This window comes from Shewanella sp. 10N.286.52.B9 (assembly GCF_002873635.1).
Lineage (GTDB): Bacteria > Pseudomonadota > Gammaproteobacteria > Enterobacterales > Shewanellaceae > Shewanella.
Map to the genome: position 1 here is coordinate 1 of NZ_MCTY01000114.1, position 15,073 is coordinate 15,073.

13 protein-coding genes are annotated in these 15,073 nt (G+C 42.7%); 3 read left to right on the top strand and 10 right to left on the bottom strand.

Going from position 1 to position 15,073, the window contains the following annotated elements:
* Positions 1-432 precede the first annotated feature (432 nt).
* From trmL to BCU91_RS07135, 4 genes are all read right to left on the bottom strand, one after another.
* Positions 433-897 carry a tRNA (uridine(34)/cytosine(34)/5-carboxymethylaminomethyluridine(34)-2'-O)-methyltransferase TrmL gene (gene trmL / locus BCU91_RS07120; RefSeq protein WP_102476589.1) on the bottom strand — a complete coding sequence of 155 codons (465 nt, stop codon included), beginning with the start codon at positions 895-897 and terminating at the stop codon, positions 433-435.
* A gap of 74 nt (positions 898-971) precedes the next feature.
* Positions 972-2,357, bottom strand: coding sequence for an ATP-binding protein (locus BCU91_RS07125; protein WP_102440167.1), 1,386 nt, complete (start codon positions 2,355-2,357; stop codon positions 972-974).
* The gene (locus tag BCU91_RS07130) at positions 2,357-3,043 is read right to left on the bottom strand and encodes a response regulator (protein WP_102440184.1); all 687 of its coding nucleotides are present in this window, start codon (positions 3,041-3,043) and stop codon (positions 2,357-2,359) included. Before BCU91_RS07130 ends, BCU91_RS07125 begins: the two co-directional genes overlap by 1 nt.
* A 226-nt stretch (positions 3,044-3,269) precedes the next feature.
* Entirely contained in the window at positions 3,270-4,712 is a 1,443-nt protein-coding gene (locus BCU91_RS07135) for a cytochrome C biosynthesis protein (RefSeq protein ID WP_102531191.1), read from the bottom strand.
* A 540-nt stretch (positions 4,713-5,252) separates the two neighbouring features.
* Here BCU91_RS07135 and BCU91_RS07140 point away from each other — a divergent pair.
* Both BCU91_RS07140 and BCU91_RS07145 read left to right on the top strand, forming a co-directional pair.
* Positions 5,253-5,759 (top strand): Spy/CpxP family protein refolding chaperone, encoded by a 507-nt coding sequence (locus BCU91_RS07140; RefSeq protein WP_102531192.1) that lies wholly within the window; start codon positions 5,253-5,255, stop codon positions 5,757-5,759.
* A 65-nt stretch (positions 5,760-5,824) separates the two neighbouring features.
* Entirely contained in the window at positions 5,825-6,694 is an 870-nt protein-coding gene (locus BCU91_RS07145) for a cation diffusion facilitator family transporter (RefSeq protein WP_102440170.1), read from the top strand.
* Between the two features lie 162 nt (positions 6,695-6,856).
* On the opposite strand, the gene BCU91_RS07150 is transcribed toward BCU91_RS07145, so the two are convergent.
* The 6 genes from BCU91_RS07150 to typA form a co-directional block, all read right to left on the bottom strand.
* A complete protein-coding gene (locus BCU91_RS07150) occupies positions 6,857-7,372 on the bottom strand; it encodes a gluconokinase (RefSeq protein WP_102440171.1) in 516 nt (171 codons plus the stop codon).
* A gap of 223 nt (positions 7,373-7,595) precedes the next feature.
* Complete coding sequence (glnG, locus tag BCU91_RS07155) at positions 7,596-9,011, bottom strand: nitrogen regulation protein NR(I) (protein WP_102440172.1); 1,416 nt, start codon at positions 9,009-9,011, stop codon at positions 7,596-7,598.
* A gap of 30 nt (positions 9,012-9,041) precedes the next feature.
* Positions 9,042-10,079 (bottom strand): nitrogen regulation protein NR(II), encoded by a 1,038-nt coding sequence (glnL, locus tag BCU91_RS07160; protein ID WP_102440173.1) that lies wholly within the window; start codon positions 10,077-10,079, stop codon positions 9,042-9,044.
* 126 nt (positions 10,080-10,205) lie between these two features.
* Positions 10,206-10,754, bottom strand: a complete 549-nt coding sequence (locus BCU91_RS07165) for a DUF4124 domain-containing protein (RefSeq protein WP_102440174.1) — start codon at positions 10,752-10,754, stop codon at positions 10,206-10,208.
* 91 nt (positions 10,755-10,845) lie between these two features.
* Positions 10,846-11,157 (bottom strand): pyrimidine/purine nucleoside phosphorylase, encoded by a 312-nt coding sequence (locus BCU91_RS07170; RefSeq protein WP_102440175.1) that lies wholly within the window; start codon positions 11,155-11,157, stop codon positions 10,846-10,848.
* 173 nt (positions 11,158-11,330) lie between these two features.
* The gene (gene typA, locus BCU91_RS07175) at positions 11,331-13,148 is read right to left on the bottom strand and encodes a translational GTPase TypA (RefSeq protein WP_076538117.1); all 1,818 of its coding nucleotides are present in this window, start codon (positions 13,146-13,148) and stop codon (positions 11,331-11,333) included.
* Positions 13,149-13,625: 477 nt separating this feature from the next.
* On the opposite strand from typA, the gene glnA reads away from it, so the two are divergent.
* Complete coding sequence (gene glnA, locus BCU91_RS07185; RefSeq protein ID WP_102520396.1) at positions 13,626-15,035, top strand: glutamate--ammonia ligase; 1,410 nt, start codon at positions 13,626-13,628, stop codon at positions 15,033-15,035.
* The last annotated feature ends 38 nt before the right edge of the window (positions 15,036-15,073 follow it).

Sequence of the window (15,073 nt, forward strand, 5' to 3'; positions counted from 1 at the left end):
TGTCCAGAAACGTGTTTCAGCGGGTGGTCAAGAAAAATCATAAATGCCTAGCGAGTAGTGAGCTGTGCGAGCGTAAGGAGTGGCTTTATTATTTTACTTTACCATCATGTCCCTTAAATACCCTTTTGGCAGGGTGATGGTTTTCACGCAGTGATGCCATCGCCTTGCTAAGCCTTCAGGGATAAAAAGCGTACACACCAATATACATAGTGTGTACGCTTTAAATGTCACAAGAAGCATTGCCAGTAAAGGCTTATCACTCACTCACGCGCAAATGAACATGGTTTTTACTGTATACTCAACAATGGCGAGGCTTTTTGTTGGCTGCATTATGTGATTGGGATGAACCACTTAGTCTGAACCACTTAAGCCAGATTGATGTTTGAAACTTACCTGGTTAAAACCTAAAACCTAAAACCTAAAACCTAAAACCTAGCTGGCGCCAGCAAAGTCCAATTGACGCCAAGCCTCATAGCTAATAATCGCCACTGAGTTAGACAGGTTCAAGCTGCGACTGTTAGCCGTCATCGGAATACGTAAGCGCTGCTCAGTGGGAATCGACTCAATGACATCCATAGGTAAGCCACGGGTTTCGGGCCCAAATAACAATACATCATCAGCAGCGAACGACAGCTCAGTATGAGGACGACTACCTTTGGTGGTGCAGGCCATAATACGTTTACCTGCCATGACGTCAAGGAAGGCTGCAAAATCTTTATGACGGGTGATATTGGTTAAGTCTGAGTAATCTAAGCCGGCGCGTCGAAGTTTTTTCTCTTCTAAATCAAAACCTAATGGCTCTATTAAATGTAGCTTAGCGCCATTATTGGCACAAAGACGGATAATGTTACCGGTATTAGGGGCAATTTCTGGTTCATAAAGCGCAATATGGAACATGGATAGCTACCTTCATTGATTGAGCTGGGAATTATACGCAAAACCAGCTGCTGGTGGTAATCAATTCACAATGTTCAATTCGAACGGCAGATCCGCTCAGGCAGGCTAATCACCACCTTGAGCCCATGGGGGGCAATATTGCTGGCGTGTATCTCGCCTTTATTGAGCTTGATGGCGGCTTGGGTAATCGCCAGACCTAAGCCCCAACCACCTGATTCTCTGTCTCTTGAACTATCAGGGCGATAAAAAGGCTTAAATATTTTCTCTAACTCAACGTCTTCAATACCAGGACCATCGTCTTTAATGGTAATGACGACCTGTTGGTGTTGCTTTATTGCAGTGATTGAAATGTCACTATTGGCATAGCGAATGCCATTACGCAGTACATTTTCAATCGCCCGAGAAAGCGCTTTGGGGTAGTGATCTAGGCTAATGTTTTCTGGTATATCAATGAGTAATCTTTTCTGTTGTTGCTCGGCTTCAAATTCAGCATCATCAAGAATTTGACTGAGAGACTCGGCAAGTTCTAAGTGGACTTTATTTTCAGTATTACTGATGGTCACTCGCGATAAGGTCAGCAATTCAGCAATCAAAGCTTCTAGCTGCTCAGCTTCATAGCCAATGCGCTCAATCTCGACGCTGCTTTGTTGTTTTTTGCGAGCCAGCGCTAAAGAGAGTTGTAAGCGCGTTAAGGGGGTGCGCAGTTCATGGGAGATATCACCCATTAGGCGCTGCTGGTTATGCATCATGGTTTCAATGGATTGCGCCATGGTATTGAATGCTTGTGCTAACTCGCCCATTTCATCGCCTCTGGCGGCAATACTGTCATCGACTCGAGCGCTTAAATCGCCGCTAGCAAGAGCGTTAGAGCTATGCTTGAGTGAGCGAAGTGGTTTGCCTAAATACCATGCTAAAAAGCCACATAATATGCCAGATAAGATCATGGCGATAATAGTGGTTAATAATTTATGGTCATTAAAGAAAAAGAACCAAGGTCTAGGGTGGTTATCTGGTACGCGACTGTAGATGCGATATTCTTGTTCCCCAGCAGTAAAAGTGTAAGGTCCAAAAATCAATTCATCACGGAACTGATGGCTCATTGGCGCGTTAAACTCTTCACTAATCAGCAAGAACTCTCTAAAGGTTCTAGGGACTTGCCTGCTATTAATCACAAGGTCTTGGTCATTGGTGATATAGAACTTAATCATTTTGCCATTTGGACTGCGATGGCGATGCAAGCGTTTTAAAGCTTTGTGATCTTCGAGTAATTTAGGATCTTCAATAAATGGTTTAGCTGTGCGTTTAAGTAGCTGTTGCTGCTTGGCTGTCATTGGCTGTTTGTCGTGGTTTTGCTGCAATAAAGGCAGTACAGCCACAAAGCCAATAATTAAAGAGCTGCCAAGCCAAAAGCCCAGCAGTAATTTGACAAATAAACGATTTAACGAAGATAGCTTAATCATTATGGGATCCAGATATAGCCTTTACCACGGATGGTTTTTACTCGAGGGCGACCATCGTGACGTTCAGGTAATTTTTTGCGCAGATTGGATAAATGCATGTCTAAACTGCGGTCAAATGGCATCAGTTTTTTACCCAAAACGGTTTCACTGAGCTGCTCTTTAGTGACCAAATCGCCTGCTTGAGTGATCAAGCTATGAAGCAATGAGAATTCAGTGCCGGTAAGAATAATAAGCTGATCATTACAGTACAGCTCTTGTCTGGCTTGATCTAAGCTTAAATCACCAAAGCTAATGGTATCTTGGGCGCCAGCATCTGCTTGAGTGAGGCTAGAACGGCGTAAAATAGCGCGTATACGGGCCACTAATTCACGATCGTTAAACGGTTTTGGCAGGTAGTCATCAGCGCCAATTTCTAACCCTACTACTCGGTCAATTTCATCGCCTCTGGCGGTAAGCATCAGCACTGGAGTTTGCTTTTGGGTGCGCAGGGCGCGCAGCACTTCAAAACCATTGAGTTTTGGCAGCATGACGTCTAATAAGATTAAATCAAAATCTTGATTCTGCGCAAAGTCTAGCCCTTGCTGACCATCAAATGCTTGAGTTAATTCAAAGCCTTCTAGCTCTAAAAGCTGGGCTAATAACTCTGATAAACCTGCGTCATCATCGACTAATAAAATTCGACTCATGGGATCCTCGCTCAATAATAAGCATTCACTATATAACGAATGAATAGCCAAGTTTAGCAACATTGCACTCTTTTACATATTGGCCAACTAAGCTGTGGTTATTGTTTAGTGATAGCTATAAATGGGCTGGAACAAGCAATAAACCAAGCTGGTCAGTCTAATCAAAATAGCCAATAGCGAGTGCGACTTAATAGCACTCGCATTGATAATGTTACCAGATAAAAAATTAGACGGCTTTTTGCTTATAGCGCTTAATTTTTACCACAATATAGGTAAGTAAAATTGAGCCGGCAATTAACCCAACAGAGAACACCACGTTTTGCAGTGCCATAGGGTTAAGGACCAACATGCTGCCTAAGCCTAGCATCATGATCCCAGACATTAACTTAAGTACTTCACCTTCTTTTTCAGTGAGCTTACGTTTACCTAATGTGGCAGCAAAAACAATGACAATCGTCGCTAATGGAATGATATAGATAAGGTTATAAGCGATGAGGTATAAATAGCGCTGCACGGTATCTACCCCTGAGATTGATAACACTGAGGTGTAAATCATCGGGAAACCCGCGGTGCAGAGTAGCTCGTAAGCATTGGCCATAATTGCCAGTAATGCCGAACCCAATATTAAGCTTGGTAAAGAGCTAGCTTTAGATAATTTGCCCATGCGTTTGATTAAGCTGCCGCGGTTTTCAACTGACATAGACAAACTGACATCGCCTTTACCAAAAAAGAAATCTTTAATATTCACTACTGCCGCCACCAGTGCGATAACTCCTGCGCTAGTAATTATCCAGCCGCCATCACCACCGCCAAGTAACTGGAATAAGTTTAGCCACGCGCTCATAAAGATAAAGTAAATAAAGCCCGAGAAAAACACAAAGATACCGCCCACTAATAACATGCGGCCACGACTACCGGCATTCACCATAATGCTAAGCAAAAATAGCAATACGAAGAAGGCACAAGGGTTAAAGGCATCGACGCCGGCGAGGACTAAGGTCAACACAGGAAGTGACATTTGCTCTGGTTGTACTGCACCAATTAACGGAATATCAACGGGCTGGATATGTGGCGTTGAATCGAGCTTTGCTTGTTCGCTAGTAGTCGTACTAAAGTTCATCCCACAAGTGCTGGGGTTATTTGGATCTGAATCATCAGCACAGGTTTCAAAAAGCGGGCTACTAGCAGTGGTTTTTTCGGTATAGAAATCAGCCATTAAGTCTTTGCTTGGCAAGCTGCCTGCATTTCGTTGATAACAAGCCTCTAGGCGCTGCAGAATATAGCGTCCGGTGACATCATGGCTGTTGTAGCCAGTAATGGCTTCGCCACAGACGGCGACATAAGGCACTGACTTGGGTTCAACCCCGGTTAATTCGCCCACGGCCATGAGTTTGTCGACACTGCCAGGCTCGCTGATAAGGTAATCTTGTAAATGAATCCAGCTATAGCGCTCTGCTAAGGCATCTATAAAAGGGTGAGCCTCCTTACAATGTGGGCAGGTCGCAGACCAAAAAAAGTGTAAGTTAATCTCGGGGCCGGCTTGGGTTTGATTAACCCAAATACTGGCATTGGGTTCGTGAGGACTGGGTGTCACGTTACTTTGTGCAAAACCACAGACAGAAAATAATAAACTACTAATAAAAATGATATTGCTGACAACTTTGTTCATCCATAACCTCAATTCAATCATTTACCGCATTTAGTCACTCATAACATCAGTCATTCACTCTTAGCTGCAGTCTTTTGTCACATGCGCTTAAATTATCTCTGATAAGTCGCACTCGCTATAAAGCTAATGTCTCATAATGTTAACTACTTAGCGCTAACTTTGATGTTACAAGTGTAACTTTGTTCATTATGAAAATGATCAAACCTTTAATACGTGAGCTTGCTCCCATTCTCTGCATCGAGGTCGTGATTATGGGCAATTTTATTGAATAACAAGATGTGTGTTGATTAAAAAATGGTCTTTACATTTTTTTACTGAGCCAACACCCTCATTGACATTGCATTCGCTAAACTTGTTTCATTCCTACGAAACAGTATGTAGGTGACCCCAGATCCCGTTATCAGTGCGATGTTCATTTTCATGCTGACAACACAAACGATTTTGAGCCTAAGGTGAGTTTTTGATTGGTTACATTTGATGGATTAAATGGTTAACCGTCGGTCTTAGCGGGTTCAATAACTTGAGATAAAAGGTGAGATTATGAAAACACGATTAAAGATGAAAAGCAGCGTTTTAGCTCTAGTAGCATCATCAGCATTATTAGCTGGTCAACTTTATGCCGCAGAGCCTGCAGATACCTCAGTTAAAACTGAGCAAACCCAAAAAGGTGAACGTGCTCACGGCGGCAAACATCACGGTAAAAGCATGCATAAAGGCGTACGTAAAATGCTACGTTCTTTAGATCTTACCGAAGCGCAAAAGACTGACGTTAAAGCGATTATGGCTAAGTACAAAGCTGAAAAAGGCGAGCGTCCTTCAGCACAAGAGCGCAGTGCACATAAAGCAGACATGTTAGCGTTAATTACTGATGCCAACTTTAATGAGTCTCAAGCTGAGCAAATCATTGCTGCTAAGCAGGCGAAGCAAACACAACAAATGATGAATTTCTTCAAAATGCAAAATGAAATCTATCAAATTTTGACAGAAGAGCAGCAACAGAAATTTGAATCACGCTTTACCAAGGTAAAAGGTAAAGGTTCTCGTTAAATAAACCAAGACTCCGCTATAATAGAGATTAACTAAATGGCTTAATTACTAGTGTTTTCTCTATTATGACTGCAGAATCTGAATACGATTTTTGGGTAAAACTTGCCAGCCGAGCCGCGGTGGCAACAGCATTAATCCTGATCGTGATAAAACTACTCGCTTGGCTCTATTCAGGGTCGGCGAGTATGTTAGCTTCCCTTACTGACTCCTTTGCTGATGCCTTAGCATCCATAGTGAATTTCATCGCTATTCGCTATGCCATTTTACCCGCTGATGACGACCATCGATATGGTCATGGTAAAGCCGAACCTCTTGCATCACTTGCCCAATCTGCTTTCATCTTAGGCTCAGCATTTTTGTTGATGTTTTATGGTGGCGAACGGTTAATTAATCCGGTAGAAGTGGCCCATGCAGGCCTTGGGGTCATTGTCTCCATTATTGCCTTAGTCATGACTTTTGCCTTGGTGATACTGCAGAAAAAAGCCTTAGCCAAGACCAACAGCACCATAGTCGAAGCGGATTCATTGCATTATAAATCAGATTTATTTTTAAACGGTGCAGTATTGCTGGCATTGGTATTAGCACAATATGGCTGGTGGTGGGCTGATGGCTTGTTTGCAGTATTGATTGCCTTATACATTGGTCATCAAGCATTTGATTTAGCGTATCGCTCGGTTCAGTCGTTATTAGACAGGGAGCTGGATGAAGAGACTCGGGCGCAGATTGTTGCCATTGCCACCGCGGATCCGCGGGTGAATGGTATTCATGATTTACGGACGCGTCAGGCCGGTAAAACCACCTTCATTCAATTTCATATTGAATTAAATGGGCAACTGTTATTACTTGAAGCCCACGAAATTACTGATGGCACTGAAGATCGCTTACGGGCAGAGTTTGAAGATGCCGAAGTGATTATTCACCAAGACCCGATTTAATGGCTGATGACATCAATTGCAGTTGATACCGCAGTTAATAATACTGTTGCTATCAAGGGCAATATTAGCCAAATAAAAAGCCTTAACTGTTATATGCAGTTAAGGCTTTTTTACATCTGCAGCCAAGTGATGAGTGCGGTTTTGATAATGTTGCGGTCGAAATTAACTTGATTCTAACTCGGTTAAAGCTTTTAAAGCTTGCTGGACAATGGCTTCAATAGAATTATCAATATTGACAGTGATCACGTCAGGCTCATTGCTTGGCTCTTCTAAGGTGGCAAACTGGCTATCAAGCATGTCAGCTTTCATAAAATGGCCATGACGGGCTTGAATTCTTTTTAAAATTAGTTGGTAACTGCCTTCAAGGTACAGAAATACCACATGATTATTGCCCTCGCGTATTTGCTCGCGATAGCTTTGTTTTAATGCTGAACAGACAATCACTGCAGTTTCGTTTTTTTGTTCAATGCTAAATGCAGCATCCCTTATGCGCTCAAGCCAAGGGGCGCGGTCGGTATCATTGAGCGCTTCGCCCTTGGCCATTTTGATGATATTGGCTTTAGGATGTAGATCGTCACCGTCAATAAACTTAGCCTTGATAACAGCAGCTAAGCGCGCAGCAATGCTACTTTTTCCGCTGGCACATACGCCCATGACAATAATGCTTTTTGCGGCCATTTTCAGTCCTTGCAGTTATGTTGAGCGATATACTTCGCGGCTTTACAGCTCATGTGTTTGTGGTAATTGAGGGTTGTTACTCGCTCCATATTCGAAGCTCTGAATAATGCTTATACTCTGAGTTAATAGTGCTTAAACTACAAAACTAAATCAATATAGTCATAAAAAAGGAGTCATTTCATTATCGAAATAGGACTCCTTTTAGGCTGAAATAAGCAGGACTTTAATCCATTTCAAGCTCTTTTAGCTTGCGGGTGAGGGTATTACGCCCCCAGCCTAAACGTTTAGCGGCTTCTTGTTTATGGCCTTGAGTATGCTTTAGTGCGGTTTCAAGTAAAATTCGCTCAAAGGCAGGTTGCACTTCAGTTAATAAATCACTTTCACCGGCAGAGAGCTTTTCATCAATCCATTGGGTCAGCGCCATTTGCCAATCAGAAACACCATTAACACGCTCGCTGGCACTGATGGGATCTTTTAGCAGCTCAGGCGGTAAATCCTGAGGCAGGATTTCTTGCCCTGATGCCATCACTGTTAACCAGCGGCAGGTATTTTCAAGCTGACGCACATTACCCGGCCACGGCAGTTGCTCAAGTTTTTTAGCGGTTTCTTTAGTGAGGATTTTAGGCTCAACGCCGATTTCTTTGGCGGCAGTGGCAAGGAAATGGCTTGCTAACTGAGTAATATCCTCACGGCGCTGAGAAAGCGGTGGTAAATGTACTCTTATAACATTGAGACGATGAAATAAATCTTCACGGAAATCGCCTTTTTGCACCAATAATTCTAAGTCTTGGTGGGTTGCGGCAATAATACGTACATCAACTTGCACGGCAATGTGACCACCAACCCGATAAAATTGCCCATCAGCCAATACCCGCAATAGACGGGTTTGCACATCTAATGGCATATCACCAATTTCATCTAAGAATAGTGTGCCGCCATTGGCTTGCTCAAAGCGCCCTTGGCGCACATTAGCGGCACCGGTGAAGGCACCTTTTTCATGACCAAATAATTCAGATTCAATCAAATCTTTGGGGATTGCTGCCATGTTAAGGGCAATAAAAGGGTTTTCTTTACGGGGGCTATGTTTATGCAGCGCCCCAGCAACTAACTCTTTACCGGTACCAGACTGACCGTTAATAAGCACACTAATTGATGAGCGAGATAAACGGCCAATAGCGCGAAACACCTCCTGCATTGAAGGCGCTTCACCAATAATTTCTGGTGTTTTAAGCTTTTCTGGCTCAGCTACAGGCGGCGGTACTTGCTCTGTTGCATGGGTCAGTGCGCGCTCTACCAGCGCAATGGCTTCATCAATATCAAAAGGCTTTGGCAAATATTCAAATGCCCCTGCTTGATAGGCACTGACGGCACTATCCAGATCCGAATGAGCCGTCATGATGATCACCGGAATATGCGGATAGTGCATTTGCAAGCGATCAAGCAAGGTTAAGCCATCGGTACCCGGCATACGGATATCAGATACGATGACAATAGGCTGAGATATTTCTAAGGCTTGCCATAACGACTCTGCAGCGGCAAAACTTGCCGTTGTCAGTTTAGCTCCCGCTAAGGCTCTTTCTAAAACCCAGCGAATCGAGCTGTCGTCATCAAGGATCCAAACTTGTTCGCTTATGTTCATATCACTTCCTCTTGAGCCATCATTGGCAAATTATTGTAATGGCAAAATAATCGTAAATTCTGTTTGTCCTGGTGCCGATATACAATCAATCCGACCTCCATGTAATCGTGCAATATTATGGGCGATGGATAATCCTAATCCTGAGCCCTCCTCACGGCCGGTGACCATGGGATAAAACAAGGTATCTAATAGGTCTGCAGGGATCCCTGGGCCGTTATCGATAATCGACAATGCCAGTACCAGCTTAAAACGCTTAGTGCCTATGGTGACTTGATGCTGGGTGCGAGTGCGGATGAGTATTTCTCCGCCATTAGGATCTAATGCTTGCGCGGCATTTTGCACCACATTGAGCACCGCTTGCTGTAATTGATCAGCATCCATGTCCATATCGGGGATTGAAGGGTCATAATCTCGCTCCAAGCGGATATTGCTTGGTAGGGTTAGCTCGACTAAGCGCAGCACTTTTTGAACTATTTGATGAATATTGTGGGTTTCATGTTGAGTCGGGCGCTGAGGGCCCAATAGTTTATCAACTAAATTTCGTAGTCTATCGGCTTGCTCAATAATCAGATCGGTAAATTCTTTAAGGCTTGGGTCTTCTAGTTCCCGAGATAATAGTTGCGCCGCGCCTCTTAAGCCACCTAATGGGTTTTTAATTTCATGGGCGAGGTTACGCACTAAAAATTGTGCCGCCTGTTGCTGAGCATCTAAATTAAGTTGTTGATGAATACGATGTTGTTGATCAACTTGACGTAGTTCTAGCAGGCTGATGTTGTCTTCACTTTCCATCGGTATCAGGGTGATATCGATGATGTGGTGCACGCCATCAAGAGTAATTAACGCCGCAGTGTTGACGGTGATCCCTTGATTTGCGTTAACCGAGTCTTGGAGGAGCTCGGCTTCAACGCCCATGAACTGATATAGCTCAGGTAAACGCTGCTCTAGTAATTTATTGCTGCCAATACCAAGAAGTTGTTCAGCTGCAGCATTGGCATAACGCGGCCGTAATTCGTTATCGATAACGAATACAGCGGTAACCAAATGATTCAGCAGATTGTTCATGTCCATCAAGTGTCCTGCAAAGTAGAGTTGCACTACTATGTTGCACCAATATGGTGCGATGCGCAACTTGTTCTACACTGGCAACTTGTTAAAACAATCTCAAATTCATAATATTTATCTTTTTGATATATATCACTTTTTACTTGGCAAAGGTCGAGGCTTTGCGATTGAGAAAACAGATGCTTGGTGTAGAAATATCTTTCTTGGAGAACTTGATGCAAGGACTTTGCCGTTTTGGGTCAAAACTTTAACCACGAGATTATGTTCACCGCGATTCACTTCGGTAACATTAAAAATACTGCTTGATTGCGGCTGACCATAAAGTAAGTCGTCGATATACAGCGCCATTAAAAAGCCACTGGGTAATTCTGGTGCAGCACTGGCAACCACAGTAAAGTTGCCATTGTTATTGCGAATGGTTTCTTCTTGGGTCGGATTAACAATACGTACCCGATACTCTACTGGTTTAGCTTCTTTTGGGCTGCTGTCTGTTTCTATGACGGTGGGCGCAGCAACACTGTTTTGGGTATTTTCACTCAATTCTACTTGTTCAGCATTTTCTCGTGGTTGGTCGCTGTAATGTACATTTCCTTGTTCATCAACCCAGCGATACACGGTGGCATGACTGATAGAAAAGATAACACTGCATAAAATAAGAGTTATTAATAAGGTTAAACGCATTTGGGGTTCCTTCACCTTCAGCTTTAAACTTTATAATATTAGCCTCTTTTGAATTAAAGATCAGTATTAACTGCTGATTAACATAGGCTAATTACTTGTACTCGCAGCAATATTCGCTAATTTCATGGGTACGAATTTTAAAGGTGACTTTCGCATCAAGTGTAAACAGTTGACCTGCTGGAACGGTTTGCCATTCACTCTTGTTGGGTAATAGCACCTCAAATGAACCTGAAGTCACATTCATGATTTCAGCGACAGCAGTGTCAAAGCTGTATTCGCCCGGCAACACTACTCCGAGAGTCTGCTGGCTTCCGTCATTAAAATGAATGGTACGACTGATGACTTTACCTTCAAAATAAACATTGGCTTGCTTGGCTACGTTAACGTGATTAATGACGGTCATATTATTCTCTGTTGATTAATTATTGAGAGAAAATATATAGTCGATTTAAGTGAGTTAAAAGTGAAATTAAGTCATGTGCTGTTTTGCGGCTAAGTATATTTAGCCAATAAAAAACCCGCCATAAGCGGGTTTTTTGGTTCTCAAAATTTGAAATCGTTAACTAATCAAAACGATTACTTAGCGCTACGGTTATGACGCTTACGCTCGTTTTCAGTTAAGTAACGCTTACGAACACGGATGTTCTCAGGAGTTACTTCTACTAATTCGTCATCATCGATGAACTCAAGCGCTTGCTCAAGGGTCATTTCGATATGCGGAGTTAACACTTGTGCTTCATCAGTACCTGATGCACGCATGTTTGTAAGTTGCTTACCTTTCAAACAGTTAACTGTTAAATCGTTTGCACGAGCGTGTAAACCAACAACTTGACCTTCATATACTTCAGCAGCATGGCCGATGAATAGACGACCACGTTCTTGTAAACCGAACAATGCGAAAGTCAGTGCTTTACCAGTAGCGTTTGAAATCAATACACCACGAGCACGTTGACCAATGTCACCGCCTTTCACTGGACCGTAATGGTCGAATGAATGGTAGATAAGACCAGTACCAGAAGTCGCTGTCATGAATTCAGTTTGGAAACCGATTAAGCCACGGCTAGGAATGATAAAGTCGATACGTACACGACCTTTACCGTCTAGCTGCATGTCTTTCATGTCACCTTTACGTGTACCTAATTTTTCAATTACAGCACCTTGATGTTCTTCTTCAACATCAACGGTCAAGGTTTCAAATGGCTCGCACATTTCACCGTCAATTTCTTTAACGATTACTTCTGGACGTGATACCGCTAGCTCGTAACCTTCACGACGCATGTTTTCAATTAGGATACCTAAGTGTAATTCACCACGGCCTGAAACACGGAAACGATCTGGAGATTCAGTTTCTTCAACACGTAATGCAACGTTATGAATTAGCTCTTGCTCTAAACGCTCAAGGATATTACGTGAAGTAACATACTTACCTTCTTTACCAGCAAACGGAGAAGTGTTTACTTGGAAAGTCATGGTTAGCGTTGGTTCGTCAACAGAAAGAGCAGGCAAGGCTTCAACAGCACCTGGAGCACAAATAGTGTCAGAAATTTTTAGCTCACCAAGACCGGTAATTGCAACGATGTCGCCAGCGTTAGCTTCAGCAACTTCGTGACGGTCAAGACCCATGTAACCTAATACTTGGCCAACTTTACCGTTACGTGTCTTACCGTCTGCACCAACAATAGTTACTTGTTGGTTAGGCTTAACGCTACCACGTTTAACACGACCAATACCGATAACACCTACGTATGAGTTGTAATCGATTTGAGAAATTTGCATTTGACATTCACCTTCAGCATCAGCATCAGGGAAAGAAACCTTTTCAACAATTGCTTGGAATAAAGGTGTCATGTCTTCGCTAGTTTCGTCTGGATCTAGGGTCGCGAAACCATTTAATGCAGAAGCATAAACGATAGGGAAATCTAACTGTTCGTCAGTTGCACCTAAGTTGTCGAATAAATCGAATACTTGGTCAATAACCCAATCAGGACGAGCGCCTGGACGGTCAATCTTGTTGATTACAACAATTGGCTTAAGGCCTTGAGCAAACGCTTTTTTAGTTACGAAGCGAGTTTGTGGCATTGGGCCATCAACTGCATCAACTAAAAGTAATACTGAATCTACCATAGATAGAACACGTTCAACTTCACCACCGAAATCGGCGTGACCAGGAGTGTCTACGATATTAATACGGTAGTCGTTCCATTTGATGGCGGTATTTTTAGCCAAAATGGTGATACCACGTTCTTTTTCAAGATCGTTAGAATCCATTACACGTTCTGCGGCTTCGCCTCGACTTTCAAGGGTGCCTGACTGTGCCAAAAGCTTGTCTACCAAGGTCGTTTTGCCATGGTCGACGTGAGCAATAATGGCGATGTTACGTAAATTCTCTAACACGGATAAAACCTCTATACCATCAAACAAATAAATAGGAGTTTATAGCGGCATTAAGTTTAGCCACCATAAAAAAGCGTGCCATTCTACTCCACGAGACGCTTTGCGGATAGGATTATTTTTGTACACTTTGTGATTAGCTAAAAAATAACCATCAATTTTGGCATTTATAGCATCATATAATAGTAACGATTCAGAAATGTGACAAACAATCAGCGCAGTGTTTTTAGCCGCGCACCAAAATAGAATTTGAACCATAATAGTGCGTGCGCTTGCACTAAAATGATGCAAAATTGTGTTTTCGATAATTGGCTATTAAGTCAAATATATAAAAATCATATACTTATTCAGTTGGCATGGTAATAGCTTTAAGATTGTCAATTATGTGATATTTCGACACATACGCGTCTTTAATGTCGTAGTATAGTGGTGAACTTGAATTATAAAAGGGAATACCCTTACTCTACCGGAGGCTTAAGAATGTCAGCTGAATCTGTTTTAACGCAACTTAAAGAATTGGAAGTTAAGTTTGTTGATTTACGCTTTACCGATACCAGAGGTAAAGAACAACACGTTTCTATCCCATCTCATCAGGTTGATGAAGATTTTTTTGAAGACGGCAAAATGTTCGATGGTTCGTCTATTACGGGTTGGAAAGGCATTAACGAATCTGACATGGTACTTATGCCAGATGCGAGCACGTTTGTTCTTGACCCTTTCACAGAAGAAACAACTGCACTAATTCGTTGTGACATCTTAGAGCCAGGCACAATGACAGGTTACAACCGTGACCCACGTTCTATTGCTAAAAAAGCTGAAGAATACTTAACGTCTACTGGTATTGCTGACACAGTATTAATTGGTCCAGAGCCAGAGTTCTTCTTATTTGACGATGTTAAGTTTGGTGCTGACATGTCAGGTTGTTTTGCTAAAGTTGATGCAAAAGAAGCGGCATGGAACTCAGGTACTAGCTATGAAGATGGTAACACTGGTCACCGTCCATTCGTTAAAGGTGGTTACTTCCCAGTAGCACCAGTTGATTCATCACAAGACTTACGTAGTGCTATGTGTTTAGTACTTGAAGAAATGGGTCAAGTTGTTGAAGCGCATCACCATGAAGTTGCTACAGCCGGTCAAAACGAAATCGCGACACGCTTTAACACGCTAACTGCTAAAGCTGATGAAGTTCAGATCCTTAAGTATGTTGTGCATAACATGGCACACGCATACGGTAAAACAGCGACATTTATGCCTAAACCAGTAATGGGCGATAACGGTAGTGGTATGCACGTTCACCAATCTTTAGCTAAAGATGGCGTTAACTTATTCGCAGGCGACAAGTACGCTGGTTTAAGTGAAACTGCTCTTTACTACATTGGTGGTATCATCAAGCATGCTAAAGCGTTGAATGCATTTACTAACCCAAGCACAAACTCTTACAAGCGTCTTGTGCCACATTTCGAAGCGCCTGTCATGCTTGCATACTCTGCACGTAACCGTAGTGCTTCTATCCGTATCCCAGTGGTACCAAGCCCTAAAGGTCGTCGTATTGAAACACGTTTCCCTGATCCACATGCAAACCCATATTTAGGTTTTGCTGCGCTATTAATGGCAGGTCTAGACGGTATCCAAAACAAGATTCACCCAGGTGAAGCTATGGATAAAGATTTATACGACTTACCAGCAGAAGAAGCGGCTGAGATCCCACAAGTTGCGACTTCACTAGAAGATGCACTTGCAAGCTTAGATGCGGACCGTGAGTTCTTAGTTAAAGGTGAAGTATTCACTAATGACTTTATCGATTCATATATTGCTATCAAGCAAGGTGAAGCAGAGCGTGTTGCACGTACTACTCACCCAGTTGAATTTGAACTTTACTACTCACTATAAGACGTCTTTATAGACCGCTTTTATAGTAGTAAATAACA

Excerpts from the sequence above, each read along its gene's own strand:
- glnG (WP_102440172.1), bottom strand. The coding sequence starts at position 9,011 with ATGAACATAAGCGAACAAGTTTGGATCCTTGATGACGACAGCTCGATT.
- BCU91_RS07140 (WP_102531192.1), top strand. The coding sequence starts at position 5,253 with ATGAAAACACGATTAAAGATGAAAAGCAGCGTTTTAGCTCTAGTAGCA.
- BCU91_RS07125 (WP_102440167.1), bottom strand. The coding sequence starts at position 2,357 with ATGATTAAGCTATCTTCGTTAAATCGTTTATTTGTCAAATTACTGCTG.
- BCU91_RS07145 (WP_102440170.1), top strand. The coding sequence starts at position 5,825 with ATGACTGCAGAATCTGAATACGATTTTTGGGTAAAACTTGCCAGCCGA.
- glnL (WP_102440173.1), bottom strand. The coding sequence starts at position 10,079 with ATGGACATGAACAATCTGCTGAATCATTTGGTTACCGCTGTATTCGTT.
- BCU91_RS07170 (WP_102440175.1), bottom strand. The coding sequence starts at position 11,157 with ATGACCGTCATTAATCACGTTAACGTAGCCAAGCAAGCCAATGTTTAT.
- BCU91_RS07165 (WP_102440174.1), bottom strand. The coding sequence starts at position 10,754 with ATGCGTTTAACCTTATTAATAACTCTTATTTTATGCAGTGTTATCTTT.
- BCU91_RS07130 (WP_102440184.1), bottom strand. The coding sequence starts at position 3,043 with ATGAGTCGAATTTTATTAGTCGATGATGACGCAGGTTTATCAGAGTTA.
- trmL (WP_102476589.1), bottom strand. The coding sequence starts at position 897 with ATGTTCCATATTGCGCTTTATGAACCAGAAATTGCCCCTAATACCGGT.
- BCU91_RS07150 (WP_102440171.1), bottom strand. The coding sequence starts at position 7,372 with ATGGCCGCAAAAAGCATTATTGTCATGGGCGTATGTGCCAGCGGAAAA.
- glnA (WP_102520396.1), top strand. The coding sequence starts at position 13,626 with ATGTCAGCTGAATCTGTTTTAACGCAACTTAAAGAATTGGAAGTTAAG.
- BCU91_RS07135 (WP_102531191.1), bottom strand. The coding sequence starts at position 4,712 with ATGAACAAAGTTGTCAGCAATATCATTTTTATTAGTAGTTTATTATTT.